General features: G+C 73.6%; 20 protein-coding genes and 2 tRNA genes. 16 read left to right on the top strand and 6 right to left on the bottom strand.

Translation table 11 applies throughout. The annotated features are described in order from the left end of the window. The first annotated feature begins 2 nt into the window (after nucleotides 1-2). Genes ehuC through ehuA form a run of 3 tightly spaced genes read left to right on the top strand, consistent with a single transcriptional unit; the run spans nucleotide 3 to nucleotide 2297 of the window. The gene (gene ehuC / locus ACZ402_RS15405) at nucleotides 3-827 is read left to right on the top strand and encodes an ectoine/hydroxyectoine ABC transporter permease subunit EhuC (RefSeq protein ID WP_375825261.1); all 825 of its coding nucleotides are present in this window, start codon (nucleotides 3-5) and stop codon (nucleotides 825-827) included. Continuing rightward, complete coding sequence (ehuD, locus tag ACZ402_RS15400; RefSeq protein ID WP_375825262.1) at nucleotides 824-1465, top strand: ectoine/hydroxyectoine ABC transporter permease subunit EhuD; 642 nt, start codon at nucleotides 824-826, stop codon at nucleotides 1463-1465. Before ehuC ends, ehuD begins: the two co-directional genes overlap by 4 nt. A gap of 28 nt (nucleotides 1466-1493) precedes the next feature. Further along, the gene (ehuA, locus tag ACZ402_RS15395) at nucleotides 1494-2297 is read left to right on the top strand and encodes an ectoine/hydroxyectoine ABC transporter ATP-binding protein EhuA (RefSeq protein ID WP_375825263.1); all 804 of its coding nucleotides are present in this window, start codon (nucleotides 1494-1496) and stop codon (nucleotides 2295-2297) included. Nucleotides 2298-2318: 21 nt separating this feature from the next. On the opposite strand, the gene uriH is transcribed toward ehuA, so the two are convergent. Continuing rightward, a complete protein-coding gene (gene uriH / locus ACZ402_RS15390) occupies nucleotides 2319-3284 on the bottom strand; it encodes a uridine-preferring nucleoside hydrolase UriH (protein ID WP_375825264.1) in 966 nt (321 codons plus the stop codon). Nucleotides 3285-3404: 120 nt separating this feature from the next. Between uriH and ACZ402_RS15385 the strand changes: the two genes are divergently transcribed. Both ACZ402_RS15385 and ACZ402_RS15380 read left to right on the top strand, forming a co-directional pair. Continuing rightward, a tRNA-Arg gene (locus ACZ402_RS15385) sits at nucleotides 3405-3477 on the top strand. Between the two features lie 59 nt (nucleotides 3478-3536). After that, nucleotides 3537-3680 (top strand): hypothetical protein, encoded by a 144-nt coding sequence (locus ACZ402_RS15380; RefSeq protein WP_375825265.1) that lies wholly within the window; start codon nucleotides 3537-3539, stop codon nucleotides 3678-3680. A 121-nt stretch (nucleotides 3681-3801) separates the two neighbouring features. Here ACZ402_RS15380 and ACZ402_RS15375 read toward each other — a convergent pair whose 3' ends face one another. Further along, complete coding sequence (locus tag ACZ402_RS15375) at nucleotides 3802-4866, bottom strand: hypothetical protein (RefSeq protein WP_375825266.1); 1065 nt, start codon at nucleotides 4864-4866, stop codon at nucleotides 3802-3804. Nucleotides 4867-5689: 823 nt separating this feature from the next. Here ACZ402_RS15375 and ACZ402_RS15370 point away from each other — a divergent pair. Together ACZ402_RS15370 and ACZ402_RS15365 are read left to right on the top strand one after the other, a co-directional pair. After that, nucleotides 5690-9703 (top strand): hypothetical protein, encoded by a 4014-nt coding sequence (locus tag ACZ402_RS15370; RefSeq protein ID WP_375825267.1) that lies wholly within the window; start codon nucleotides 5690-5692, stop codon nucleotides 9701-9703. A gap of 327 nt (nucleotides 9704-10030) precedes the next feature. Continuing rightward, nucleotides 10031-10270, top strand: coding sequence for a hypothetical protein (locus ACZ402_RS15365; RefSeq protein WP_375825268.1), 240 nt, complete (start codon nucleotides 10031-10033; stop codon nucleotides 10268-10270). A 192-nt stretch (nucleotides 10271-10462) separates the two neighbouring features. Here ACZ402_RS15365 and mscL read toward each other — a convergent pair whose 3' ends face one another. From mscL to ACZ402_RS15350, 3 genes are all read right to left on the bottom strand, one after another. Beyond that, nucleotides 10463-10930: a large conductance mechanosensitive channel protein MscL gene (gene mscL / locus ACZ402_RS15360; RefSeq protein WP_375825269.1), complete on the bottom strand. Its 468-nt coding sequence runs from the start codon at nucleotides 10928-10930 to the stop codon at nucleotides 10463-10465. A gap of 156 nt (nucleotides 10931-11086) precedes the next feature. Continuing rightward, nucleotides 11087-11812 (bottom strand): SAF domain-containing protein, encoded by a 726-nt coding sequence (locus ACZ402_RS15355; protein ID WP_375825270.1) that lies wholly within the window; start codon nucleotides 11810-11812, stop codon nucleotides 11087-11089. A 158-nt stretch (nucleotides 11813-11970) separates the two neighbouring features. After that, nucleotides 11971-12279, bottom strand: coding sequence for an FmdB family zinc ribbon protein (locus ACZ402_RS15350; RefSeq protein ID WP_375825271.1), 309 nt, complete (start codon nucleotides 12277-12279; stop codon nucleotides 11971-11973). A 165-nt stretch (nucleotides 12280-12444) separates the two neighbouring features. Here ACZ402_RS15350 and ACZ402_RS15345 point away from each other — a divergent pair, with 165 nt between their 5' ends. Continuing rightward, nucleotides 12445-15108 carry a penicillin acylase family protein gene (locus ACZ402_RS15345; protein ID WP_375825272.1) on the top strand — a complete coding sequence of 888 codons (2664 nt, stop codon included), beginning with the start codon at nucleotides 12445-12447 and terminating at the stop codon, nucleotides 15106-15108. A gap of 343 nt (nucleotides 15109-15451) precedes the next feature. Here the strand turns inward: ACZ402_RS15345 and ACZ402_RS15340 are convergent, their stop codons facing one another. After that, nucleotides 15452-16084: a 5-formyltetrahydrofolate cyclo-ligase gene (locus tag ACZ402_RS15340; RefSeq protein ID WP_375825273.1), complete on the bottom strand. Its 633-nt coding sequence runs from the start codon at nucleotides 16082-16084 to the stop codon at nucleotides 15452-15454. Nucleotides 16085-16263: 179 nt separating this feature from the next. Here ACZ402_RS15340 and ACZ402_RS15335 point away from each other — a divergent pair, with 179 nt between their 5' ends. The 8 genes from ACZ402_RS15335 to ACZ402_RS15300 all read left to right on the top strand — a co-directional run bounded on the left by ACZ402_RS15335 (nucleotide 16264) and on the right by ACZ402_RS15300 (nucleotide 24919). Further along, entirely contained in the window at nucleotides 16264-18510 is a 2247-nt protein-coding gene (locus ACZ402_RS15335; protein ID WP_375825274.1) for an NTP transferase domain-containing protein, read from the top strand. A 67-nt stretch (nucleotides 18511-18577) separates the two neighbouring features. After that, nucleotides 18578-21034: a glycoside hydrolase family 94 protein gene (locus ACZ402_RS15330; protein ID WP_375825276.1), complete on the top strand. Its 2457-nt coding sequence runs from the start codon at nucleotides 18578-18580 to the stop codon at nucleotides 21032-21034. A 133-nt stretch (nucleotides 21035-21167) separates the two neighbouring features. Beyond that, nucleotides 21168-21818 carry a GNAT family N-acetyltransferase gene (locus tag ACZ402_RS15325; RefSeq protein WP_375825277.1) on the top strand — a complete coding sequence of 217 codons (651 nt, stop codon included), beginning with the start codon at nucleotides 21168-21170 and terminating at the stop codon, nucleotides 21816-21818. A gap of 61 nt (nucleotides 21819-21879) precedes the next feature. Continuing rightward, a complete protein-coding gene (locus tag ACZ402_RS15320) occupies nucleotides 21880-23142 on the top strand; it encodes a hypothetical protein (protein WP_375825278.1) in 1263 nt (420 codons plus the stop codon). Nucleotides 23143-23206: 64 nt separating this feature from the next. Beyond that, nucleotides 23207-23279, top strand: a tRNA-Ala gene (locus tag ACZ402_RS15315). A 235-nt stretch (nucleotides 23280-23514) separates the two neighbouring features. Beyond that, entirely contained in the window at nucleotides 23515-23718 is a 204-nt protein-coding gene (locus tag ACZ402_RS15310; RefSeq protein ID WP_375825279.1) for a helix-turn-helix transcriptional regulator, read from the top strand. Beyond that, a complete protein-coding gene (locus ACZ402_RS15305; RefSeq protein ID WP_375825280.1) occupies nucleotides 23715-24380 on the top strand; it encodes a hypothetical protein in 666 nt (221 codons plus the stop codon). The genes ACZ402_RS15310 and ACZ402_RS15305 overlap by 4 nt, the downstream gene beginning before the upstream one ends. Before the next feature lie 155 nt (nucleotides 24381-24535). Further along, complete coding sequence (locus ACZ402_RS15300) at nucleotides 24536-24919, top strand: hypothetical protein (protein ID WP_375825281.1); 384 nt, start codon at nucleotides 24536-24538, stop codon at nucleotides 24917-24919. The last annotated feature ends 175 nt before the right edge of the window (nucleotides 24920-25094 follow it).

The following is a 25094-nucleotide window of genomic DNA, read 5'->3' as shown; positions in this document are numbered from 1 at the left end:
CGATGTCCGACGACATCCAGACGCTCGTCGACCGCCTCCCGCGGCTGGGCGACGCCGTCCTGGTCACCCTGCAGCTGACGGTCGGCGGCGCCCTGCTCGCGATGGCCGTCGCGCTGCTCCTCGGGTTCGGCTCGCGCGCCCGCACCCTGTGGCTGCGCGCGCCGTCCCGGGTCGTCGTGGAGTTCTTCCGCGGGACGTCGCTCGTGGTGCAGTTCTTCTGGCTCTTCTTCGTGCTCCCCGCGTTCGGCGTCAAGCTCGAGTCGATGGCCGTGGGCGTCCTCGCGCTCGGCCTCAACTACGGGGCGTACGGCGCGGAGGTCGTCCGCGGCTCGATCAACGCGGTGCCCCGCGGCCAGTGGGAGGCGTGCACCGCGCTCAACCTGGGCCCGGTCCACCGCGTGCGGCGGGTGATCTTCCCGCAGGCGTGGGCGCTCATGATCCCCCTGCTCGCGAACCTGCTCATCCAGCTGCTCAAGGGCTCGGCGCTGGCGACGTACATCTACCTGCACGACGTCTTCTTCTGGACGGACCAGCTCCGCACGGCGACGCGCGACACGGTCTTCAGCTTCACCGTCGGCCTGCTCGTGTACTTCGCGATCGCCTACCTCCTCACCTGGGGCATGAACGGGCTCGAGGCGCGGGCCAAGCGGCGGCTCGGCGTCGTGCCGACCCGCCCGTCGCTGCGCGAGGTGCTCCGGGTGCGCCCGCCCAGGGCGCAGCGGCCCGGGGACGTGCCGACGGAGCGGGGCACCGCGCCGCTCGCGGGGGAGCCCCACGAGCGCGCCGCGCGCCCCGTGGCGGCCGGCGTGCGAGGGGAGGACGCATGAACGAGATCTGGAGCTGGGACCGCGCCGCCCAGGTGTTCCCCGAGCTGCTGGAGGGGCTCAGGGTCACCGTGCTCGCGACCGTCGTCGGGATGGTCATCGCGTCCGTCCTGGGGCTGCTCATCGCGCTCGCCGGCCGGGCCCCGAGCCGTTGGGCCACGGCGCCGCTGCGCCTCGTGGTGGACTTCGTCCGCATGACGCCGCTGCTCGTGCAGCTCGTGTTCGTCTACCTCCTCCTGCCCGCCGTGCCGGGCATCGTGGTGGGGTGCGTCGTCCTCGGCGTGCACTACGCGACCTACATGTCCGAGGTCTACCGGGCCGGGATCGACGCCGTGCCGCGCGGGCAGTGGGAGGCCGCGACGGCGCTGAACCTGCCGCGCGGGCGCACGTGGCGGGCCGTGATCCTGCCGCAGGCGATCAAGAACACGCTGCCGGGGCTCGGGAACTACGCGATCTCGATGTTCAAGGAGACGCCGTTCCTCTTCGCGATCTCCGTCGTGGAGATGTTCACCGCCGCCCAGACCTTCGGCGCCAACACGTTCTCGTACGTCGAGCCGCTCACCATGGTCGGGATCCTCTTCCTGGTCGTGAGCTACCCGACGTCGCTGCTCGTCCGACGCATGGAGACCCGCCTTGCCTGACCTGACCACCTCCACCGGGAGGACGACCGTGACCACCGACCAGGCCGACACCGCGGACCGAGGCGTCGCGCCCGCTATCGAGTTCCGCGACGTCGTCAAGCGGTTCGGCGACAACGTCGTGCTCGACGGGCTCGACTTCACCGTCCCGCAGGGCGAGCGCGTGACGTTGATCGGACCCTCCGGGTCCGGCAAGACGACGATCCTGCGTCTGCTCATGACGCTCGAGGAGGCCGACGGCGGGCTCATCCTCGTCGACGGCGACCCCTACACGCACGAGTACCGGGGGCAGCGCCGGGTCGCGGTCCCGGAGAAGCGGCGCCGGGTCGTGCGCAACCGCGTCGGCATGGTGTTCCAGCAGTTCAACCTGTTCCCCAACATGTCCGTGCTGGAGAACGTCGTCGAGGCGCCGGTCCACGTGCTCGGACGGTCCAAGGACGAGGCGGTGGTCCGTGCCGAGCAGCTCCTCGAGCAGGTCGGGCTGTCCGACAAGCGCGACTTCCGCACCAACCAGCTCTCGGGCGGGCAGCAGCAGCGCGTGGCCATCGCCCGTGCGCTCGCGATGGACCCGGAGATCCTGCTGCTCGACGAGGTCACGTCGGCGCTCGACCCGGAGATCGTCGCCGACGTCCTCGGCGTCCTGCGCGACGTCGCGGCGACCACGGACATCACCATGCTGCTCGTCACGCACGAGATGCAGTTCGCGCGCGAGGTCTCCGACCGCGTGCTGATGTTCGACCACGGGCACATCGTCGAGCAGGCCGACCCCGAGACGATGTTCACCGCGCCGCGGCACGAGCGCACGCAGGAGTTCCTCCGGGCCGTGCTCGGCTGACTCGCAGGTCTGACTCGCAGGTCAGACGTCCCCGACGCGCGCGAGCGCGTCCACGACGAGGTCCCAGAACCGGGCGTGGTCGAGCGTGACCGCGACCTGGGTGCGGCACTCGTCGGGGCCCGGCTCGTCGCCGCGCAGGTCCGCGACCGTCATGCCGGTGGTCAGTGCGCCGTGGAGCTCGACGTCCAGCGGGGCGCGGCGCGTCGTCATGACCTCCGGGTCGATCACGGCCGCCACCGCGCACGGGTCGTGGACCGGCGGGTAGGGGAAGCCCTGCGCCGAGCGGTACGTCGCCCCGTAGAAGTCGAGCAGCTCGCCGACGAACCGGGCGGCCGGTGTGCCGAGCGCGGAGAGCCGGTCGCGCACGTCCGGCGTCGCGACGGCCTGGTGGGTCAGGTCCAGCCCGACCATCGTCACCGGCCACGCCTCGTGCAGCACCACGTGTGCCGCCTCCGGGTCGGCGAGCACGTTGAACTCCGCGACCGGCGTGCGGTTGCCCCCGTGGTAGCCGCCGCCCATCATCACGACCTCCCGCACGCGCGGCACGATGCGCGGCTCCCGGCGCGCCGCCATCGCGACGTTCGTCAGCGGCCCGGTCGGCACGAGCGTGATCTCCCCGGGCTCCGCGCCCATGACCGTCTCCACGACGAGGTCGACCGCGTGGCGGCGGTCGACGGCGCGCCGCGGGGCGGGCAGGACCGGCCCGTCCATCCCGGACTCGCCGTGGATGTCCGGTGCGACGATCCGCGGCCGCACGAGCGGCCGGTCGCACCCGGCCGCGACCGGGACGTCGATCCCCGCGAGCTCGGCGACGGCGAGCGCGTTGCGCGTGACCTTCTCCAGCGTCTGGTTCCCCGCGACCGTCGTCACGGCCACGAGCTCGACGGCGGGGCTGCCGTGCGCGAGCAGCATCGCGATCGCGTCGTCGTGGCCGGGGTCGCAGTCGAGGAGGACGCGGCGTGGCGCGTCGGCACGTCCGGTGGGCATGGGCCCATCCTCGCCCGCCAGCCGCGGTCCGGCCCGGCAGCCGCGGCCGGTCGCAGGTGCGCTTCGCCTCCGACCGTCGCCGACGGCTAGGCTGTCCCCCGGCCCGTTCCCCGGGGCCGCGCGCCTGTAGCTCAGGGGATAGAGCACCGCTCTCCTAAAGCGGGTGTCGCCAGTTCGAATCTGGCCAGGCGCACCGAGCATCACCGCGGCTCACGATCTTTGGGCCGGCGATCCCATGCCGAGCACCCCGCCGTGCGCAGCCTCAGCAGCGACATCGCGGCCGCGGACGACGTGCTGGCCCGCGCGACCACGGTCACGGACGCCGACGTCGTGCGGCGCTTCCTCGCCTGCTTCGACCCGCGGCCCACGACGCCCGTCACGCTGCCCGCACGGTGACCGAGCCCGCGCCCGACGACGGGAGCGACCCTGGCCAGGTGGTCGGTGCGCGGGCGGTCGTGCGGTGGGCGGACGCGCACGGACTCGGATCCGCCCACCGCCGTCGTGCCCTCGGCCGTCCTCAGGCGGACGCGGGTGTGGAGGGCGCGGGGGTGGGCGCCGTGCCCGTGCTCCCGCCCGTCTCGGCCTCGGCGCCCTCACCCGTTCCCGTGCCGGGGTCGGGCGTGGTCGAGGGACCGGGGTCCGGCGTCGTCGGCTCCGGTGAGGGCTCCACGGTGGGGCTCTCGGTGGGGTCCGGGGTCGGGGTCGTGGACGGCTCGTCCGTCGGCGTCGTCGACGGCGCCGGGTCCTGGGTCGGCACGGTCGACGGGTCCACGGCCGGGTCCGACGGCGCGGGCGTCGCGGGAGCGTCGGTCCCGGTCGGGCGCTCGCGGCTGATCGTCGTCCCCGAGCCCTCCACGCCTCGCACGGCGTCCGAGATCGGCTTGCCGATCGCGAGCTCGACCACGAGGACGACACCCATCACCACGACGAACAGCGCGAGCGCCGACACGGTCAGGACGCGCCCGCGGCCGTAGCGGTCGACGAGCCGCAGCCAGGCGTTCTGCGGCGGCTCCGGCTCCGTGCCCTCGGGGGCCACCGGGTCGCCGTCGGCGCCCCCGGTCGCGTCGCCGCCCAGCGCGAGGGCGGCCTCCGCCCCCGTGGCCGAGTCCGCCGCCGTCCCCGTGGCCGAGTCCGCCTCCGGCGCCGAGCCGTCGACGACGACCGTCCCGCGCGGCACGCTCGCGACGGCGGTCGTGACGGTGGTGGTCGTCGCGCGCTCGCGCGGGGTGCTCCCACCGGTGGTCACCTGCACGACCTTGCCGACGACGGGCACGAGCTGCTCGCGCGTCTTCTGGATCGAGCGCGTGTAGACGTAGTTCGCGACGACGGTGAGCGCGCTCGCGATGCCGGCGCCGATGATCGTGCCCGCGGTCCCGAAGTACGACAGCAGCACCGTGGTGCTCACGGCGGCGAGAGAGCTCGCGAGGACCTGCGTGAGGGAGAGCCGGGCGGGGGCCTCGCGCTCCTTCGCGGGCGCGGTCTCCGCGGCGGCACGTCCTGCCTCGCGCCCGGCGTCGTGGGGCGCGGGGCGCTGTGCGGGGGAGTCGTCGCTGTCGGGGCGGGGTGCTGGGGGCGTCGTCACGTGGTGCGGGTTTCCGGTCGTCGGCGGGTCAGGACCACCCGCCGCCACCGGCCGTGGACGTCGGCCGCGCGCCAGGGACCGGCGTCGGGCCACGGGCGTCCTCCCACGGTAGGCCGCTCGTGTGGACCTCGCTCAGGGGCGTCGTGCCGGGGGCTCAGAGGAACGGGAGAGATCCTGTGACGCCGCCGGTCGGGGCACCGCGGCGGGGAGGGGCGGCGACGTATCCTGCCGAGGTCCGCGCCGACCGTCGCCGGGCCCGGGGAGACGAGCGCCGTGTGGTCCCCGCCACAGGGCGGAGGCGGCCGCGCGAGCCACAGGAATCGCAGAATCCCGCGCGAGTTGTGGACGCTCGTCCAGGTGGTTCTCAGGCGCTTCCGGGCCGCGCGCGTGATTCACCCGTCCAGGAGCGTGGGCCGTGTTGACGCCTGGCATCTCGCCGTGCAAGATAGTCCTCGACAGCGCGCATCGCCTGCCCCCTGCGCGGTGCGCGCTGTTTCACACTTCTCCGGGAGAACATCCCGGAATAGTTCGGAACGACGGCCTCGGAACACGAATTCTCGTGATCCGGGGCCGTTCGTCGTCCTGCCTCGTCGCAGCCTCGCGCACGTCCGGCCGTCGGGCGGCCGCGGCCCGGTACCGCCCGACGGTCCGGGTCGCCGACCCTCCGGCGCGCCGCGCCGGGCCTCGCGAGGCGGACGGTTAGCGTCGGAGGGTGAATGCCGCAGCCCGCACCAGCTCAGCCGCCCGGAGCGTGGCCGATCCTGCTCGGCTGCCCGCTACCGCTCCCGGTGGGACCGACCAGCCCGCCGCCGAGGCAGCCGACGTGACGCCGCCCCGCCCCGTGCTCGTCCCCGAGCCCACGACGGCCGACCTCGTCGACGAGGCGGTGGCGCGGTGGCGCGCCGGGCTCGTCGAGCTCGCCGGCGGGTCGTCGCTCGCCGACGTCTCGCTGCTCGGCGACGCCGTCGTCGACCTCACGGCGGCCCACCCCTCGGGCGTCGCCCAGCTCTTCGCCGGGCGGCCGACCCGGCTCTCCAACCTGTTCCGCGAGGGCGGGTCGCTGCCCGCCGCGCGACGCCGCGCGCGCGCCGTCGTGGTCCGCGCCGCCGAGCACGCCCAGCGCTACGGCGTCGCGCCCACGTACCTGGCGATCGGCGTGGCGACCTGGACCCAGAGCCTCTCGGCGCCGCTCGCCGAGGACGACGTCGCCGCGCTCGCCCGGGTCGCCGGGCGCGCCCCCGCGACGGTCGTCCCGAGCGGGGACGACGACGTCGTCGACCCCGGCGAGGCCGGCCCCGGCCCCGGTGGCGCCACGGGCGAGGACCGTCCCACGGTCTCCGACGAGCGCGACGGGACCGACGGCGCGCACGTCCCCGACGCCGGCCGTCAGCCCCGGGGCGCGGTCGAGGAGGCCGAGCAGGAGCCGACGTCCCGGACCGTGCGCGCCCCCGTGCTCCTGCGCCCCCTGACCGTCACCCCGCGCGGGGACGGCGAGACCGACTACGAGCTGACCCTCGAGCCGACGGCCGAGATCAACCCGCTCCTCGCGCGGACGCTGCGCGCGCACGGCGCGCTCCTCGACCCGGTGACGCTCGCACGCTCCACGTTCACCGGCGCGGGCTTCGACCCCGGTGACGCGACCCGCCGTATCGCCGCGCTCGGCGAGGCCGTCCTCGACGACTTCGACCTGACCCACCGCGTCCTCGTCGGCACGTTCGTGCACCCGGGGCAGGTACTCGTCGACGACCTCGACGAGCTGGCGCCCGCCCTGGAACGGCACGAGGTCGTCGCCGCGCTGGCCGGGGACGAGCGCTCCGCCACCGCGCTGCGCGCCGAGCTGCCCGCGCCGCGCGTCGGCGACGCGGACCCCGTGCACGAGCGCGGTGCCGGCGACCTCGACCCGTCCCAGCGCCACGTCGTCGACGTGCTCGCGAGCGGGTCGCACCTCTTCGTCGACGCGCCGGCCGGGTCCGACGTCGCGGGCACGCTCGCGGCCGTCGTCGCCGAGGCCGCGGCGTCCGGGCGCCACGTGCTCTACGTCCCGGGTCACCGCCGGGCCGCGGACGCGCTCCTCGCGCGGCTCGACGAGCTCGGCCTGGGCGGCCTCGTGCTCGACGTCGTCCCCGAGCCGACGTGGCGCGAGACGGCGTCGCACCGCCTCCTGTCCGCGATGGCGACCGAGCCCGAGCCGGGCGAGGACGAGGACCTCGCGCGCACGCGCGACGCGCTGCTCGGCGCGCGCGCCCGGCTCGCCGGGTACATCGAGGCGCTGCACCTCGTGCGCGAGCCGTGGGGCGTCTCCGCCTACGACGCGCTCCAGGCGCTCGCCCGGCTCACCGCCGAGCGACCGGCCCCCGACACCCGGGTGCGCCTCACGACCGAGGTCGTGCTCGGCGTCGGGCCGCAGCGGGAGCGGATCGCGGCCGAGCTGCGCGAGGCGGCGCTGCTCGGCGCCTTCACCGCGCGCGCGACCTCGACCCCCTGGTACGGCGCCGCCCTCACCACGCCCCAGGAGGCCCACGACGCGCTCGTGCGCGTCGAGCGCCTGCGCACCCACACGCTCCCGCAGCTGCGCGCACAGGTCGAGCAGGTCGCCCAGCGCACCGGGCTGACGCCCGCGACGACGCTTCGCCAGTGGGGCGACCAGCTCACCATGCTCGGCGGCATGCGCGGCACGCTCGACGTGTTCCAGCCCCTCATCTTCGAGCGCACCGCGCAGGACATGGTCGAGGCGACAGCGACGAAGCAGTGGCGCGCGGAGCGCGGCATCGAGATGGGCTGGTTCGCCCGCCGACGTCTGCACCGTCAGGCGCGCGACATGGTCCGCCCCGGCGTCCGCGTGCCCGACCTGCACGCCGCGCTCGTCGAGGTGCAGGCGCAGCGGGCGGTCTGGCAGGAGCAGTGCCCGCGCGGCGGCTGGCCCGTGCTGCCCGAGGGGCTGTCCGCGATCGAGGACACGCACGAGGCCGTGCGCATCGACGTGGAGGAGCTCGAGCCCGCGCTCGACGGCACCCCCGGGGGCCGGGACCTCCTCGACGCCCCGCTCGACGCGCTCGCGGCGCGCCTCGACGCGCTCGCCGAGGACGCCGAGTCCCTCGACTCCCTCCCCGCGCGGACCGCGATCCTGCGCAGGCTCACCGACCTCGGTCTCGGCGAGCTCCTCGCCGACCTCGCCGTGCGCCGCGTCGAGCCCGACTTCGTGGGCCCCGAGCTCGAGCTCGCGTGGTGGAGCTCCGTGTTCGAGCAGGTGCTCGCGCAGGACCAGGCCCTGGCCGGGCAGGACGGCGCCGGCCTCGACGCGCTCGCCCGCCGGTTCCGCGACCTCGACCGCACGCACGTCGCGTCGCTGGCCGCACCCGTCCGCGCGGCGGTCCGCGAGCACCTCGGGACCGCGATGCGCGAGCACCGCGACGAGGCCGAGGAACTGTTCACCGAGCTGCTCGAGGGCCGCCTCGTGAGCCTGCGGGAGACGGCCGAGAAGCACCCCGCCGTGCTGCGGCGCCTGCGCCCCGTGCTCGTCGCGACGCCGACCCTCGTGCCGCACCTCGTCCCTGCGACGCGCACCGTCGACCTCGTGGTCCTCGACGCGATCGAGCACGCGCCCGTCGAGCTCGTGCTCTCCGCGCTCGCGCGCGGGCGGCAGGTCGTCGCGGTCGGCGACCCGCGCGCCGCCTCGACCGAGACGGTCCGCGAGCTCGCCGAGCTGCTCCCGACGGTCGAGCTGCTCGCCGACGGCTCGCGACGCGACCCCTTCGTCACGACCTTCCTCGCCGAGCACGGCTACGACGGCGTCCTGCGCCCTGCGCCCCTGCCCCGCGCCGAGGTCCTGGTCCAGCTCGACGTCGTCGACGGCGCCGGCATGCCCGACCCGACGTCCGGCGCGGTCGAGAGCACCCAGGCCGAGGTCGACCGCGTCGTGGAGGTCGCCATCGAGCACGCGCTCACGCGGCCCGACGAGTCGCTCGCGATCGTCACCGTCACGCCCCTGCACGCCGACCGCATCCGCGACGCCCTCCTCGTCGAGGTGCGCCAGAACCCCGCGCTCGCCGGATTCTTCTCCGGGGCGCGCGAGGAGCCGGTGGTCGTCGCGGACGTGTCCGGCGTCGCCGGGCTCGTGCGCGACACGATCGTCCTGTCCGTCGGGTTCGGCCGCACCCCGCACGGGCGCGTGCTCCACCGGTTCGGCATCCTCAACACCCCCGGTGCCGAGGCCATGCTGCTCGACTCCGTCGGCGCCACCCGCCGCCGCCTGCACGTCGTGTCGTGCTTCACCGCGGGCGACCTCGACCCCGAGCGGCTCCGCGGCGCCGGCGCCCGGCTGCTCGCCGAGGTCCTCGACCTCGCCGAGCAGCGCAGCGGCGCCGCCGACCAGGTGACCCTCGGCAACGGCGTCGACCTCGGCGGCAGCCCCGACCGCCTCGTGCTCGACCTCGCCGAGCGCCTCTGGCGGGCCGGCCTCGTCGTCGAGACCGACTACGGCATCGGCGACGGCGACCGCATCCCGCTCGTCGTCGGGCATCCCGACCTGCCCGGCGAGCTCCTCGTCGCCGTCCTCACCGACGACGCCGCGTACGTCGCCGAGCGCAGCGTGCGCGTGCGGGACCGGCAGGTGGCCGAACGCCTCGAGCGCATCGGGTGGACCGTCGCCCAGGTGTGGTCCGCCGCCGCGTTCCTCGACCCCGCCAAGGAGGCCGAGCGCATCCGTCGGGTCGTGCAGGCGGTGCGCGACGCGCGGCTGCCCGAGACCGGAGGCGTCGCGCAGACCGGCGGGGGCGACCGGATCGTCGTCGTGCCCGTGATCGACGACGACGAGCAGCACGGCGACGACGACCTCTGACTTTCGGCCGACCCGTTCGGGGTCGTCACCGTGGGCGCGGGGTCGGGGGAGCGACTGCCCGCCTGGTCGGGTTGGGTGCGGGGTGGGAGGCGGCGCCGGGTCTACCATCCGCCGCTCGTCCCTCGCGGCTCCCGCCAGGCCCGCCACGACCCGACGCCGCCTCCCACCCCGCCATGTCGTCTCACCGCGGGCTGCTGCCTGAGATGACGCGTGCTCGTCGCCGACGAGTCATCACGTCGCGCGGGGTCCCGTGCCGGCTGACCTCGCGTCATGACGGCATGGGTGGTGGTTCGACGTCGGACGCTTCGGCGGTGCGACGATGGAGGCGTGAGCACCACGTCCGACCCGAGTCCTGACCGCCCGAACGACGTGCCCGACGGCGCGGTGCGGCGTCGGCGGCCGCGGCGGGCCGTGCGACGGGGGACGGAGAGCGAGATCGTGTCCGGGGTGAGCGCCGACGAGCGGTCCGAGGGCTGGGGCGACGAGGCGGCGCCGGGACGTGGGGGGCGGGGCGAGAACGACGACCGGCTGCTCCGGGACGTCCCGCCGCACTACGGGCGGCACTGACCGCGCGCCACTGACGCGCGCGGACGAGTCCCGCGGCCGGTCCGTGGCGGCGGTCGTCGGCGCCGCGCTGCTCGCTGACGTGCCGAACCCGGGGTCGTTCCCCGCTCACGGCGTGAGGTGAGGAGCAACCCCGGGTTCGTCCGAGACCGCCGCGCGACGCGTGATCGCAGGCGGCGGCGGGGCGGCTCCTGCTCAGAGGCCGCGCGGCGGCGTCGGGCCGCCGGGTGCACCGCCCGGGCCGTCGCCCGCCTGCGCGGCGAGGAGGTCGCGGATCTCCTGGAGGACGCGCACGTCCTCGGCCGGTGCCTCGGGCTCGGGCTCGACGTCCTGCTTGCGACGCTCGGCGAGCTTGTTCATCGGGAGGACGATGACGAAGTAGAGCGCGATCGCGATGATGAGGAACTGCAGGATCGCGTTGAGGAGGCCGCCGACGGAGAGGACCGAGGCCTCGACGTTGCCGTGGGCGGGTCGCAACGTGATGTCCCACAGGTTTGAGATGTCCGGCTTGCCGAAGATGGCGCCGATGATCGGGTTGATCAGGTAGGTGACGATCGCGTCGACGACCGAGGAGAACGCCGCGCCGATGACGACGCCGACCGCCAGGTCGATCGCGTTGCCTCGGAGCACGAACTCCTTGAATCCCTGGAACACGCCCTTCATGTGCTGCTTCCCTCTCAGGTCGGTGGTCCGCGTGGCGGCGGGGCCACGACAGGTGCACGCCCGATCCTCCCAACGCGGGCGCCGCCCGGCAACGGCCTCGCCCGGCGGGTCGGGCACCGGCGGCCGGTTCACCCGTCGGTGCGCCCGGGCCGTCCGTCAGGGCACGAGGACGGCCGTGACGCTCGCCTGCCCGCTCACGGAAGCGAGCCGGACCGCCTCCTCGGGACGCACCGCGACGAGCGTCACGACGTCCGCGCCCGCCCCGCCCGCGCCGAGCAGCCCGCCCCCGCCGTCGGGCTCCGGTGCGGGCACGACGACGGCCGCGCGGGCGAGGTAGGGATCCGCGGCCGGCGGCTCCTGGCCGTCGGTCGGCACTCCGGCGAGCGGCGTCGTCACCTGGTCACCGGCGGCGAGGAGGTCGACGCGGTCTCCCGGGCCGAGGAGGGCGGCGACACCGGGGTCGAGCCGGACGGGTGCGACGACCGTGCCCGTGGGAGCAGCGGCGGCGAGCTCGCCGCCGGCGACGAGCGCGTCCTGCAGCAGGGTGCCCGCGGGCAGGGCGACGGTCGCGCGGCGCCCGACGACGTCGTCGGGCGTGGCGGCGGAGCCCGCCGGGACGAGCTCCGCCGCCACGGGGTCCACGCGGAGGTCCGCGTCCGTCAGCACGGCACCCGCCGGCACCTCGCGGGTCGTGACGACCGCCGGTGCGGTCGGTGGCGGGGGAGGGCGGAGCGCGCCGACGACCACGGACGCCGCGGCACCGCAGCACAGCGCGGCCACGACGAAGCGCGACCGCCACCACCACCCGCGCAGCAGCCGACGCCGCACCGGCGCGCGGTCAGGTCGCGGGTGGGGGGTCGGCGGGCGGGAGGGACGCAGCATGGGCGCGACCGTAGCCGTGCGCGCACCCAGGGCGGGCGCAGACCGGTGCGGGCCTGTGGACGGGGCGCGTGGCCGATGCCGCCGACACCGTCCTGTGCGGGGCTGTGGTCGACCGCCGTCGGCCGGGCCGCCTCGGTCCGGCGTCCCGGGGCGTCAGGTCAGGAGGAGGTGGTCGAGCCGCCCGACGCGGACGAGGTGCTGCTCGTGCCGCCGGACGCGCTGCTCGTGCCGGACGCCGCGGAGGACGCGGCGGGCTTCGACGCGGCGGGCGTCGTCGAGGACTTCCCGCCCGAGCGCGAGTCCGTGCGGTAGAAGCCCGAGCCCTTGAACGTCACGCCGACCGAGGAGAACACCTTGCGCAGGCGGCCCGAGCACTCGGGGCACACCGTCAGGGCGTCGTCGCTGAACGACTGGTGGATGTCGAAGGCGTGACCGCAGGCGGTGCACGTGTACGCGTAGGTGGGCACGGGTTCTCCTCGTTCACGAGACGGCCGTCGGGGCGGCCACCGGCGGGTCGGGATCGGGTCGGTCTCGGCCGGGTCGTCGGTGTCAACACCGCCTGGCACTCGAAACTTCCGAGTGCTAATCATACGCGGACCGGCGCTCGCCCTCGGCCGGGTAGTCTCGCATCCGTGTCTGTGCACGAACCCGCCGAGGCCCCCGCCGGTGACGCCGTCCCCGGTGCCGACCCCGCGAGCCCGGTCGAGACCGCGGCCCCGCCCCGACGTCGTCGGTCCGGCCGTCGGCGCGTCCTGATCGGCGTGGCCGTGCTGCTCGTCCTCGCGCTCGTCGCGGGCGCCGCGCTCGTCGTCGTCACCGTGCGCCGGCCGCTGCCGCAGACCTCCGGCGAGGTCGAGCTCCCCGGGCTCGACGCCCAGGTCACGGTGCTGCGCGACGCCCAGGGCGTGCCGCAGATCTACGCGGACACCCCCGAGGACCTCTTCCGCGCCCAGGGCTACGTCCAGGCGCAGGACCGCTTCTTCGAGATGGACTACCGCCGGCACGTCACCGCGGGCCGGCTCGCGGAGCTCGTGGGCGACAACCCCGACGCGATCGCCGCCGACACCGTGACGCGGACGTTCGGCTGGCGGCAGGTCGCCGAGGAGGAGTGGGACGTCGTCTCACCCGAGACGAAGGCGTACCTCCAGGCCTACGCCGAGGGCGTCAACGCGTACCTCGAGAACCGCAGCCCGTCCGAGATCGCGATCGAGTACACCGTGCTCGGCCTCCAGGTCGACGTCGCCGAGCCCGAGCCCTGGGACCCCGTCGACTCGCTCGCCTGGCTCAAGGCGATGGCGTGGGACCTGCGCGGCAACTACGACGACGAGCTCGAGCGCGCGCTGTCGTACAGCACCCTCCAGGACCCGGCTCGCGTCGCCGCGCTGTTCCCCGCCTACCCGTCCGACGTCAACGCGCCGATCCTCGACCCCGGCGAGCTCGACAACCCGCAGCAGGTCGCGCTCGAGCTCGGCCCCGAGGCGCGCGCCGCCTACGGCTCGGACCACCTCCGGGGCGCGCTCGAGGCCGCGGACCGCGCGCTCGACGCCGTCCCCGTCCTCATCGGGCGCGGCGAGGGTACCGGCTCCAACTCCTGGGTCGTCTCCGGCGACCACACCGTCAGCGGCAAGCCGATCCTCGCGAACGACCCGCACCTGGCCCTCGGCGCCCCCGGGATCTGGGCGCAGGTCGGCCTGCACTGCAACGAGGTCGGGCCGCAGTGCGCGTTCGACGTCGCGGGCTTCTCGTTCGCCGGGTTCCCCGGCGTCATCATCGGCCACAACGCGCAGCTCGCCTGGGGCCTGACCAACATGGGCGCCGACGTGACCGACTTCTTCGTCGAGCGCGTGCGCGACGACACCTACCTGCGCGGCGACGAGTGGGTGCCGCTCGAGACCCGCACCGAGACGCTGAGCGTCGCCGGGGGCGAGGACGTCGAGCTCGAGATCCGCTCGACCGTGCACGGGCCGATCGTCTCCGAAGCGATCCCCGCGACCGAGTCTGCCGTCGACACCCCCTCGCTCGACACGCGCCTGGGCGAGTACGCCGTCTCCCTCCAGTGGACCGCGCTCGAGCCGGGCCGCACCGCCGACGCGGTCTTCGCGTTCAACCTCGCCCAGGACGCCGACGACATGCAGGCCGCCGCGGCGCTGTTCGAGGTGCCCGCGCAGAACATCGTCTTCGCGACGGTGGACGGCCACATCGGCTACCAGGCGCCCGGCAAGATCCCGGTCCGCCAGGCGGTGCCCGACGCCGAGGTGCCCTCCGACGGCACGTGGCCCCGCGACGGCTCCGACGAGCGCTACGACTGGCAGGGCTACGTCCCGAGCGAGCAGATGCCGCGCGTCGTCGACCCGGCCGAGGGGTTCGTCGTGGCCGCCAACCAGGCGGTCCTGCCCACCGGCGTCGCGCCGTTCCTCACGACCGACTGGGACTACGGCTACCGCTCGCAGCGCATCCGCCAGCTCCTCGAGGCCGAGATCTCCGCCGGACGACCCGTCGACGTCGACACGATGAACGAGATCCAGACCGACGACCGCAGCCCCTACGCCGAGGTGCTCGTGCCGCTCCTGCTCGACCAGGAGATCGACGACGGCTTCGCCGCCGAGGGCCAGGCGCTCCTCGCGGACTGGGACTACCGGACCGACACCGACTCCGCCGCGGCCGCCTACTTCGCCGCCGTCTGGCGCAACCTGCTCCAGCTCACCTTCTGGGACGACCTGCCCGAGTCGGCGCGCCCGAACGGCGGGAGCCGCTGGCTCGCCGTCGTGGAGAATCTCCTCGAGAACCCGACCGACCCGTTCTGGGACGACCGTCAGACGGTGAGCGTCGTGGAGACGCGCGACGAGGTCCTCACGCAGGCGCTCGTGTCCGCCCGCCTCGACCTGACCGTCGAGCAGAGCAAGCAGCCCTCCGACTGGGCCTGGGGCAAGCTCCACGTGCTCGCGCTCGAGCACCCGATCCTCGGCGGCGAGTCCATCCCCGGCCCCGTCCGCAGCTGGGTCAACCCCGACCCCGTCGGCATGCCCGGCGGCTCCTCGATCGTCAACGCCACCGCGTGGGACGCGGCGTCCGGGTCGTTCGACGTGACGGCCGGCCCGTCGATGCGGATGGTCGTCGACCTCGACGACCTCGACCGCTCCACGTGGGTCACCGTCACCGGCACGTCCGGCCACCCCGCGTCCACGCACTACTCCGACCAGCTCAAGACCTGGGCCCGCGGCGAGACCTACGACTGGCCGTTCTCCACCCAGGCCGTCGCCGACGCCAGCAAGGACGAGCTCACCCTCGTCCCGTAGTCCTCGGTTCGGTTCACGGCCCGCAGGGTCGGGTCCGCCGGTCGGGTGGGGTCTGGTGCCCGTCACCGCACGAGCCGCGGCCCGGGTCCGGCGGCCACGCTCGGCCCGGGCGCGCCGCCGTGCCACCGATGGCGGGATGGCCCCCGGCTGAGATGCGAGAAGTTGCCCCTCCGGGCCCCGTATCAGGGGCCACTTCTCGCATCTCGTCACCACGCGCGCCCTGTGGCGACGGAGCGGCAGCCCGACCGGTCACCCACGTCACCCCGACCGCACGGGGTGGCGGGCCGGAACCGACCGACGCAGCCCGAACGCGCGTGTCGTGGAGCAGGCCCGCGCGGAGACGCTACGGGAGCCAGCGCCAGCCGAGGGGGGTCGCGACGGCGTCGACGGTCTTGTCGTGGGACTCGACCGGGAGCGGGCGGTCGGAGGCGTCGAAGACCTCCTCGGGGAAGACGACGGCGACGACCTTGGTCCCGGGGCGCAGGTGCTCGAGGGCGCGGTCGTACCACCCGCCGCCCTGGCCGAGCCGGACGCCGCGCGAGTCGACGGCGAGCGCGGGGGCGACGACGACGTCGGCCTGGGCGATGGCCTCGGCGCCGAGCGGCGGGGTGCCGGGTTCGGGTGGTCGGCCGGGGGCGCGGACCTGGAGGTCGGCCGGGCCGTCGTACAGGGCCCAGTCGCGCTGCAGGCCGGCGCCGAGCACGGGCAGCAGGATGCGCACGCCGCGCGCGGAGAGCCGTTCGAGCATCTCCGTGGTGCCGGGCTCCGCGGGGCGGGCGGCGTAGGTCGCGACGCACGTGGCGGCGGCGACCTCGGGGATGGTCTCGACGACGTCGGCGATCGCGGCGGCCGCTTCCTTGCGGAGCCGCTCGGACCGCGCCTGGCGGTTGGTGCGGATGGCCTTGCGGAGGATCTCCTTCGCGTCCTCGGCTTCGATGCTTCCGTGCAGGGGGTACGGCTGGACCGGGCCACTCATGTCCCTATTGTCACCCGGCTCGGGCTTCCACGCGGACGCAGCGCGGGTGACCTTCGGCCCTGGCGGTCCGGATCGGGTTCCTTCGACGGGTCCCGGGTGCCTATGATCAGGGAGAGCCAGTAGTTCGGACTCCTGACAAATGAGTCGTAGTCCGACAGAGGTCGACCAGTGAGGACGCCATGACCGCGACGACGCCCGCGAAGCCCAGCGCCACGACCCCGCGACCGCGAGGTGGCGCGCACAGCCGGACCGCGAGGGCCGCCGTCGTGCTCGCCGCGGGGCACGACGCCGCGTCGCGCGACCTCCTGTCCCAGCCGCTGGGCAGCGCGACCGTCGTCGAGCTGGCCGTGGCGAACGTCCGGCGGGTGGTGGACGCGAGCCGCATCGTCGTCGTCGTGGCGCCGGACGACCCGACCGTGCGCGAGCTGCTCGGCGAGGACGTCGTGTACGTGGAGCAGGAGGCGCCGCTCGGCACGGGCGACGCGGTCCTCGCGGCGCGCGGGGCGGTCGCGTCGGTGCTGGGGCTCGGGGTCGACGAGCCGGTGCTCGTCGCGTACGCGGACACGCCGCTGCTGCGCTCGGAGTCGCTCCTGGGCCTGCTCACGCGCCACACCCTCACGGGCGCCGACCTGTCGCTCCTCTCCGCCGTCGTGGACGACCCGGACGGCTACGGCCGCGTGGTGCGCGCCGAGGGCGAGATCGCGGCGATCCTCGAGTCGTCCGAGGCGGGCGGCGTCGCCGAGCCGCGCACGGAGATCAACGTGGGCGCGTACGTGGCGGCGCCGGGTCTGCTGTTCGGCGAGCTGGAGCGCATGGCGTCCGACGGCGAGCACCGGCTCACGGAGCTCGCTCGCCGCGTCATCGGCGCGGGGAAGCGGATCTCGTCGTACCGGATCGTCGACGTGGACGAGGTGCGCGGCATCAACACACCGGACGAGCTCGCGCAGGCGGCGGACATCGTGCTCAAGCGCCTGTTCGTCCCGAAGAAGAACACGGACACCAAGATCGTGTTCGGCACCGGTGGCTGGCGCGCGGTCATCGGCGAGGGGTACACGCTCGCGAACGTGCGCCGCCTGTGCCAGGCGATCGCGAACGAGACGATCCGCCGCGGCCTCGACGGCAAGGGCGTCGTGATCGGCGGCGACCGCCGCTTCCTCTCGCGCGAGTCGGCCATCGCGGCGGCCGAGGTGTTCGCGGGCAACAACATCGCGGTCACGCTCCTGCCCGACGACGTCCCGACCCCGCTCGTGACGTTCGCCGCGCCCTACCTCGGGGCGGCCTACGGGATCATCGTCACGTCGAGCCACAACCCGCCCGAGTGGAACGGCATGAAGGTGTTCCGCCAGGACGGCTCGCTGCCGCTCGACGACGAGACGGACCGCTACCAGGACGAGGCCAACGCGCTCTCGGTCGACGACGTCATCACGCTCGACATCGACGTGGCGCGTCGCACGGGCGTCGTGGTCGACCGGTCGCTCACCGACCCCTACGTCGACGCGATCGAGAAGATCATCGACGTCGAGGCGGTGCGCGGCTCCGACCTGCAGGTCGTCGTCGACCCGATGTACGGCACGAGCCAGCTCACGCTCGGCACGATCCTGTCCGACATGCGCGTGCGCTCGGAGTTCATCCACGCGGCGCACAACCCGCTGTTCGGCGGCGTCGCGCCCGCGCCGGACCTGCAGCGCCTGAGCACGCTCGTGACGATGATCCAGCAGGGCGGGGGGCGCTACGACCTCGGCATGGCCACGGACGGCGACTCCGACCGCATCGGCATCGTCGACGAGACCGGCGAGTACATCTCGACGAACGACCTGCTCCTCCTCCTGTACTGGTACCTGCACGAGGTCCGTGGCGAGAAGGGCGGCGTCGTGCGCAACCTCGCGACGACGCACCTGCTCGACCGGCTCGCCGCGCACTTCGGCGAGGAGTCGCGCGAGGTGAAGGTCGGCTTCAAGCACGTCACCGCGGGCATGGAGGAGATCGGCGCCGTGCTCGGTGGCGAGTCGTCGGGCGGTCTGACGATCCGCGGCTGGATCCTCGGCAAGGACGGCATCTTCGCGTGCGCCCTGGTCGCCGAGATGCTGGCGCGCACGGGCAAGCGGATCTCCGAGCTGCGCGCGATGATCTACGAGATCACGGGCCGCCTGTACACGCTCGAGGCGGGCGTGCCGGCGACGCCGGAGATGCGCGTCGAGGTGCCACGGCGCCTCGAGGCCGAGCCGCTCACGCACGTCGGCCCGTACCCCGTCGTCTCGGTCTCCCACCTCGACGGCACCAAGATCCTCCTCGAGAACGACAACTGGGCGCTCCTGCGGTTCTCCGGCACCGAGCCCGTCCTGCGCATGTTCGTCGAGGCGGACTCTCCCGAGAAGGCCGCCGAGCTCCTCGAGTGGCTCCAGGGGTTCGTCACCGCCGGCGTCTGACGGCGCCGAACCCTTCCCACCCCCGCCCCACCCAGCCCCACCCCCCACGACAGGAACCAGAGCAACGATGCGCTACGGCCACTTCGACACCGCGCACGACGAGTACGTCGTCGAGCGCCCCGACGTCCCCGTCTCGTGGACGAACTACCTCGGCAGCAAGAACCTGTGCACCGTGCTGTCGCACACCGGCGGGGGGTACTCGTACTACAAGAGCTCGCAGTACGGCCGGATCACGCGCTTCCGGCAGAACGGCGTCCCGGTCGACCGGCCGGGCCACTACGTGTACCTGCGCGACGACGCGGACGGCGACTGCTGGTCGGTGTCGTGGCAGCCGGTCGGCAAGCCGTTCGTCGGCCCCGGCGAGGAGCTCGACCCGGCGGGCGGCGCGGGCCGGTGGACGACCCGGCACGGGCTCGGCTACTCGACGTTCCGTGCCGAGTACAAGGGCGTGGACGCGGAGCAGACGGTCTTCATCCCCGTGGACGACGACGTCGAGGTCTGGGACGTCCGGCTGACGAACACGACGGACGAGGTGCGCGAGCTCACCGTCGGGTCGTACGTGGAGTTCAGCTTCCACACGATCACGATCGACAACCAGAACCTGCAGATGTCGCTCTACGCGTCCGGGTCCTCCTACGAGGACGGGATCATCGAGTACGACTTCTACTACGAGCCGTGGACGTACCACTTCTTCGCGTCGAGCGAGACGCCGTCGTCGTACGACTCGCTGCGCGACAACTTCATCGGCCCGTACCGGTCCGAGGCGAACCCGATCGCGATCGAGCGCGGGCACGGGTCGAACGAGTCCGCGACGACGCAGAACCACTGCGGCTCGCTCCAGCACAAGATCACGCTCGCGCCGGGCGAGACCAAGCGCCTCGTCTACATGCTCGGCTACGGCTCGCGCGACGCGGCCGGTCGCGCGATCCAGGCGAAGTACTCGGACCTCGCGACGGTCGACGCCGAGCGCGCACGGCTCCGCGCGTTCTGGCGCGCCAAGCAGGACAAGCTGCGGATCCGCACGCCCCACGAGGGCATGAACACGATGATCAACTCGTGGACCCTCCTCCAGGCGGAGACGTGCGTGCAGTGGTCGCGCTTCGCGTCGTTCGTCGAGGTGGGCGGCCGCGCGGGCCTCGGGTACCGCGACACCGCGCAGGACGTCATGAGCGTCATCCACTCGAACCCGACGAAGACGCGCCAGCGCATCGTCGAGCTCCTGCGCGCGCAGACGGAGGCCGGGTACGGCCTGCACCTGTTCGACCCGAAGGCGTTCGACCCCGACGCCGAGAAGCTGCCCGACGTCCCGTCGCCGACGATCGTGCCCACGGTCGAACCGAAGGACCTCATCCACGGGCTCGAGGACACGTGCTCGGACGACCACCTGTGGCTCGTGCCGTCGATCGTCGAGTACGTCAAGGAGACGGGTGACCGCGCGTTCCTCGACCTGGAGATCCCGTTCGCCGAGGGCACGCCCGGCACGGTCTACGACCACCTGGTCCGGGCGCTCGAGTTCTCCGCGCAGCAGGTGGGCCAGAACGGCGTCGCGCTCGGTCTGCGTGCCGACTGGAACGACTGCCTCAACCTCGGCGGCGGCGAGACGTCGCTCGTGACGTTCCTGCACGCGTGGGCGATCGGCGCGTTCCTCGAGATCGCGGAGCCGCTCGCCGCGGCGGGCGACGAGCGGGCCGAGGCCGACGTCGCGCGGTTCACGGCCGAGCGCGAGCGCATCGCGAAGGTCGCGGACGCCCAGCTCTGGGACGGCCGCTGGTGGATCCGCGGCTACACGCGCGACGGCGTGAAGATCGGCTCGGCCGAGAACGAGGAGGGCAAGATCTTCCTCGAGCACCAGGCGTGGCCCGTCATCGCGGGCATCACGAGCCAGGAGCGCGGCGAGGCGTCGATGGACGCGGTGCGCGAGCTGCTCGGCTCCGAGTACGGCAACCACCTCAACTGGCCGGCGTTCACGAAGGTCGACGACACGGTCGGGTTCGTCACGCGCGTGTACCCAGGCATCAAGGAGAACGCCGCGATCTTCTCCCACCCCAACGCGTGGCCGATCATCGCCGAGGCGATGCTCGGGCGCGGCGACGAGGCGGTGCAGTTCTACGACGCGATCCTGCCGTACCACCAGAACGACAACATCGAGGTGCGCGGCGCGGAGCCGTACGCGTACGTCCAGTTCCTCTACGGCCGCGACCACGAGTGGTTCGGCAAGGCACAGAACCCGTGGCTCACGGGCACGGCCGGCTGGATGTACACCGCCGTGACCAAGTACGTCCTCGGCGTGCGCCTCGCGCTCGACGGCCTGGTCGTCGACCCGTCGATCCCGACGGACTGGGACGGGTTCGAGGTGCGCCGCGAGTGGCGCGGCGCCGTCTACGACATCGAGGTCCGCAACCCCGACCACGTGTCGAAGGGCGTGCGCTCGGTGACGGTCGACGGCGTCGAGCACGACCCGGCGGCCCCGATCCCCGCGCTGCCGGAGGGCACCGAGGCGAAGGTCGTCGTCACGCTCGGCTGATCCCGCGGTCGCACCACCGGGTGCCCCCGTCACCGGTCGGTGGCGCGCGGGTGCCCGGTGGTGCCACCCTGTGCACCGAGGACCGGGCGCCCGCTCGTGCCCGCCGACAGCTCCCGAGGACGGTCACCGCCGCATGACGCACAAGATCACGCGCGGCTGGACCGTCACCAAGCCGTGGCCCGTGACCCTGCGGGACGACACGCTGGGCGGGTCGATCGTCCTGCGGCCGCTGCGCCGTCGCGACGCGAACGCGTGGATGCGCCTGCGCGCGCACAACGCGGACTGGCTGGAGCGCTGGGAGGGGACGTCGCCGCGCCCGGGCGCAGGGGGAGGGCCGCCGACCTTCGCGGAGTACGTCCGCGTCCTGTCCGCCCAGGCCCGCGCCGGGTCGTCGCTGCCGTTCGCCGTCGAGCTCGACGGCGAGCTCGTCGGGCAGCTCACGGTCTCCTCCATCACGTACGGGTCGCTGTGCGGCGCGAGCATCGGCTACTGGGTGAGCGAGCACGTCGCGGGGCGGGGCGTCATCCCGACCGCCGTCGCCATGGCGACGGACTACTGCTTCGCCGTCCTCGGCCTGCACCGCATCGAGATCAACATCCGTCCGGAGAACGGCCCGAGCCTGCGCGTCGTGGAGAAGCTGGGCCTGCGCGACGAGGGCGTGCGCGAGCGGTTCCTGCACATCCAGGGGGCCTGGCGCGACCACCGCACCTTCGCGATCACGAGCGAGGAGGTCCCCGACGGGCTCCTCGCGCGCTGGCAGGCGACGCGTCGCGAGACCATCTGAGCCCACCGACACGCCGGAGCGCGTGCGGACCGTGGCCGCACGCCTCGCCTACGGTCGGGATGTGGAATCGGCCTCGGGGATCGTCGCGCTCGCGGTGTTCCTGCTGTGGGTCGGGTTCTACGTCCCGCACCGGGTGCGTCACCGGCAGCAGCTGCTGGAGGCGCGCACGGACGACCGCTTCTCCGGTTCCCTGCGCGTCCTGGCCGTCGCCGGCCCGGGCGGCGGGGGCTCGGGCGGCTGGGACGCACGGCTCGACGGCGTCGCGGCCGTCGCGTCGATCGGCCCGGGTCCGTCCGCGGACGGGGGTCGCGCCCTCCTCGGGGGAGCGGCGACGCAGGACCGGCCGACCGGCCGGACGCACGAGGAGGAGGGAACGCACGCCATGGGGAGCACCGACAGCGCGTCACCCTCGCGCGGCGCACCGCCGCGCCGTCAGCCGGCGTCCGAGCAGTCCCGCCTCGCCCTCCTCGAACGGCGCGCCGCCGCGGCGCGCCGTCGTCTCGCGCTCACGGTCGTGCTGCTCCTCGCGAGCGTCGCGGTGTGGGTCGTCGTCGCGCTCGGGTACCTCCCGTGGTGGGCCGGCGTGGTCCCGACGGCGGTCCTCGGCCTCGTGCTCGTGCTGGGCCGCCGTGCGGTGCTCGCCGCGCAGCGGTCCGACGCCGCGTGGCTGGCCGAGCGGCGTGCCGCCGCCCGCGCCGCGCGCGGGACCGTCCTGGGGGCGCCGCCCGCACCTCGGGGCGCCCGACCGCGCGTCACCGGCCGTGCCGTGCACGGGTCGCAGGTGAGCACGCAGATGATCCCGCGCGTCACGCCCCAGGACCTCGCGCGGGCCAACGCCACCGCTGCCGCGCTCTCCGGGGGGTCCGCCGCGGCCGCGTCGCCGCGGGAGCGGGCCACGTCGTCGAGCGCCGCGGCCGAGGACCCCGGCTCCGAGGAGCCCGCCTCTGCGGGTGCTGGTCCGGCCGACGTCGTCGCGGAGGTCGCGGTCGAGGTCGCGGAGGTCGTCGAGGTCGAGGTCGCACCTGCCGACGAGGACCACGTGCCCTCGGGCCGCGCCTGGGACCCGGTCCCCGTGCCGCCGCCCACGTACACGATGAAGCCCACGGCCCCGCGCCGCGAGCCCGCGCCGCTCACGGACGACGACGTCGTCTCGCCCACCCGGGCGGCCACGGCGCCCGCCCCGGTGATCGAGGCGGAGGCGGCCGCGGACGCACCGTCAGGGGCGCCCGAGCCCGCCGTGGGCGACGAGCGCAAGCCGTCGACCGAGACGCTCGGCCTCGACCTCAACGAGATCCTCGCTCGCCGTCGGGCTGCGGGGCAGTAGCTCCCCCGGGGACGGCCGGTTTGGTAGACCCCGCCCCCGGGGTGCTAGTCTGTTCCTCGCTTGAGGGGCTATGGCGCAGTTGGTAGCGCGTCTCGTTCGCAATGAGAAGGTCGGGGGTTCGAATCCCCCTAGCTCCACTCCTTGAAGGCCGTTGGTCAGGATGAAGGTCCTGGTCAACGGCCTTCGTCGTTCCCCGAAGTCCTCGAGGAGAGGACCAGGACGACCGTGATTCCACGCGAGATTCCACGCGAGATTCCACGCGAGTGCTCACCGAGCATGCATGCGAACGACCTCGATCGACCTTGGACGCCGGCGTCGGTGACGCACCTGAGGTCCATGGTCACTAGAAGCGAAACCCTGTCACACACCCCGATGTGGACGCTCGACGAGCTCTGCGACAAGGTCCACGTGAGCCGCGCGACGGTGCACACCTGGCGCAAGAGAGGGACTGCGCCCAAGGCGTACGTCATCGGTCGGCACCTGATGTTCGAGGAGTCGGACGTCCGTGCGTGGCTCGACGCCCGGACCGTCCCCGTTGACGGTGAGCCTGGCGCCGGCTCCGGATCGGGCTGGTGAGCGGGATGGCTCACGAGAGGCTGAAGGTTGGCGAGCACGGCGAGATCTTCATCAAGCAGACCTTGAGCGGGTCGTTCCAGGCGCGCGTTCGTGTGCGACTGCTCGACGGCACGGAGACGCAGATCTCGCGGAGCCGCAAGACTCGGGCCGCGGCACGGCTCGCCGTGCAGGCCGAGATCGACGATCGGCTCAGGCGGCCGATGGGATCGGCCGATCTCAAGCACGACAGCACGGTCGGCCTGGCTGCCCGGCAGTGGATCGACGAGTTGCGCGTGCAGTCGGCGTGGCCGAATGCACGGCGTCGACCGCAGACCGTCGATGAGTACGAGCGGCTCCTCGGGACGCTCATGGTGCCGAAGCTGGGCAGGCTCCGGCTTCACGAGCTGACCACAGCGAGGTGCCAGGCATGGATCGACGGGATCATCGAGGCGGGCAGGAAGGGGCCGCACGACATGGTCGTCACGGCCGCGCAGGTGCGGATGGCGTTCAAGGCGGTGCTGGACCGCGCGATCGTTCATGATGCGCTGCGTTCCAACCCGATGGACAAGACCACGACGCCGCGCTGCAAGCAGCCGAACCCCGCCGCGCTGACGGTGACCGACGTCTTCCGCCTCCGAGCAGCCGTCCGCTGGAGGTGCACCTTGCCTGTGCCGACCCTTTGACCCCCACCCTTCTCAGACCCAGAACCTGCTGGCCGGTCGCACACTCTGGCCCCTGGCGGCTATGAGCTCGCCGTAGTCAACGACTGTCTCGCATACGTGTGGCGTGTCCCTGAGGCCCCGGGGGCCGTGAGGAACTTGCCTCGAGCCCGACCTGCTTGAGCGGCTTCGTCGCGGCGCCGCCCCCGGCGATGCTCTGGGAGGGTGACTTCCCTGAGAAGGTCGCGACTGGTTCCGACTGTCCCGAGACCACGATCGTGCTGGAGGCAGTTCGCGAGAAGATGCCGCTCGTCCTCGTGATGGTCTGGTCGATGCCGCGGCAGCTGCAGTCGATCGAGTGGGCGGTCGCGGAACTCGATGGGGATGGCAAGGTCCAGCTTCATGGTCAGGAGGCCCTTTGGGAGCCGGAGATCGTTGCAGACGATGCGACCTCGGACGTGGAGTCGTTCGACAGCGGCGCCCGTTGTGCCCGTCGTCGCACTGCAGACACAGGACAGGCCGTCCGATGCATGACGACACCTCAGCCTGTTCGATCTGCCTAGGGCCTGTTTCGGAAGTGGTGTCTGACCTGCGGGTTCGGCATGCTGCGGGGTCGTGGCTGAGGTTGCGGGGCGGCATGATCTGAGTGATGCGGCGTGGGCGGTGATCGAGTCTTTGCTGCCTGTCGCGTCGTTGGGGCGTCCAGCGCGGAATCTGCGTCGTCAGGTCGATGGGATC

This window comes from Cellulosimicrobium sp. NPDC030954 (genome assembly GCF_055571305.1).
This window is presented reverse-complemented; position numbering and strand designations above follow the sequence as displayed.

Bases quoted from the DNA above. Each gene is read 5' to 3' on its own strand.
- ACZ402_RS15355 (WP_375825270.1), bottom strand. From the start codon at position 11,812: ATGCTGCGTCCCTCCCGCCCGCCGACCCCCCACCCGCGACCTGACCGC.
- ACZ402_RS15335 (WP_375825274.1), top strand. From the start codon at position 16,264: ATGACCGCGACGACGCCCGCGAAGCCCAGCGCCACGACCCCGCGACCG.
- ACZ402_RS15330 (WP_375825276.1), top strand. From the start codon at position 18,578: ATGCGCTACGGCCACTTCGACACCGCGCACGACGAGTACGTCGTCGAG.
- mscL (WP_375825269.1), bottom strand. From the start codon at position 10,930: ATGAAGGGCGTGTTCCAGGGATTCAAGGAGTTCGTGCTCCGAGGCAAC.
- ACZ402_RS15310 (WP_375825279.1), top strand. From the start codon at position 23,515: ATGTGGACGCTCGACGAGCTCTGCGACAAGGTCCACGTGAGCCGCGCG.
- ehuC (WP_375825261.1), top strand. From the start codon at position 3: ATGTCCGACGACATCCAGACGCTCGTCGACCGCCTCCCGCGGCTGGGC.
- ACZ402_RS15340 (WP_375825273.1), bottom strand. From the start codon at position 16,084: ATGAGTGGCCCGGTCCAGCCGTACCCCCTGCACGGAAGCATCGAAGCC.
- ehuD (WP_375825262.1), top strand. From the start codon at position 824: ATGAACGAGATCTGGAGCTGGGACCGCGCCGCCCAGGTGTTCCCCGAG.
- uriH (WP_375825264.1), bottom strand. From the start codon at position 3,284: ATGCCCACCGGACGTGCCGACGCGCCACGCCGCGTCCTCCTCGACTGC.
- ACZ402_RS15325 (WP_375825277.1), top strand. From the start codon at position 21,168: ATGACGCACAAGATCACGCGCGGCTGGACCGTCACCAAGCCGTGGCCC.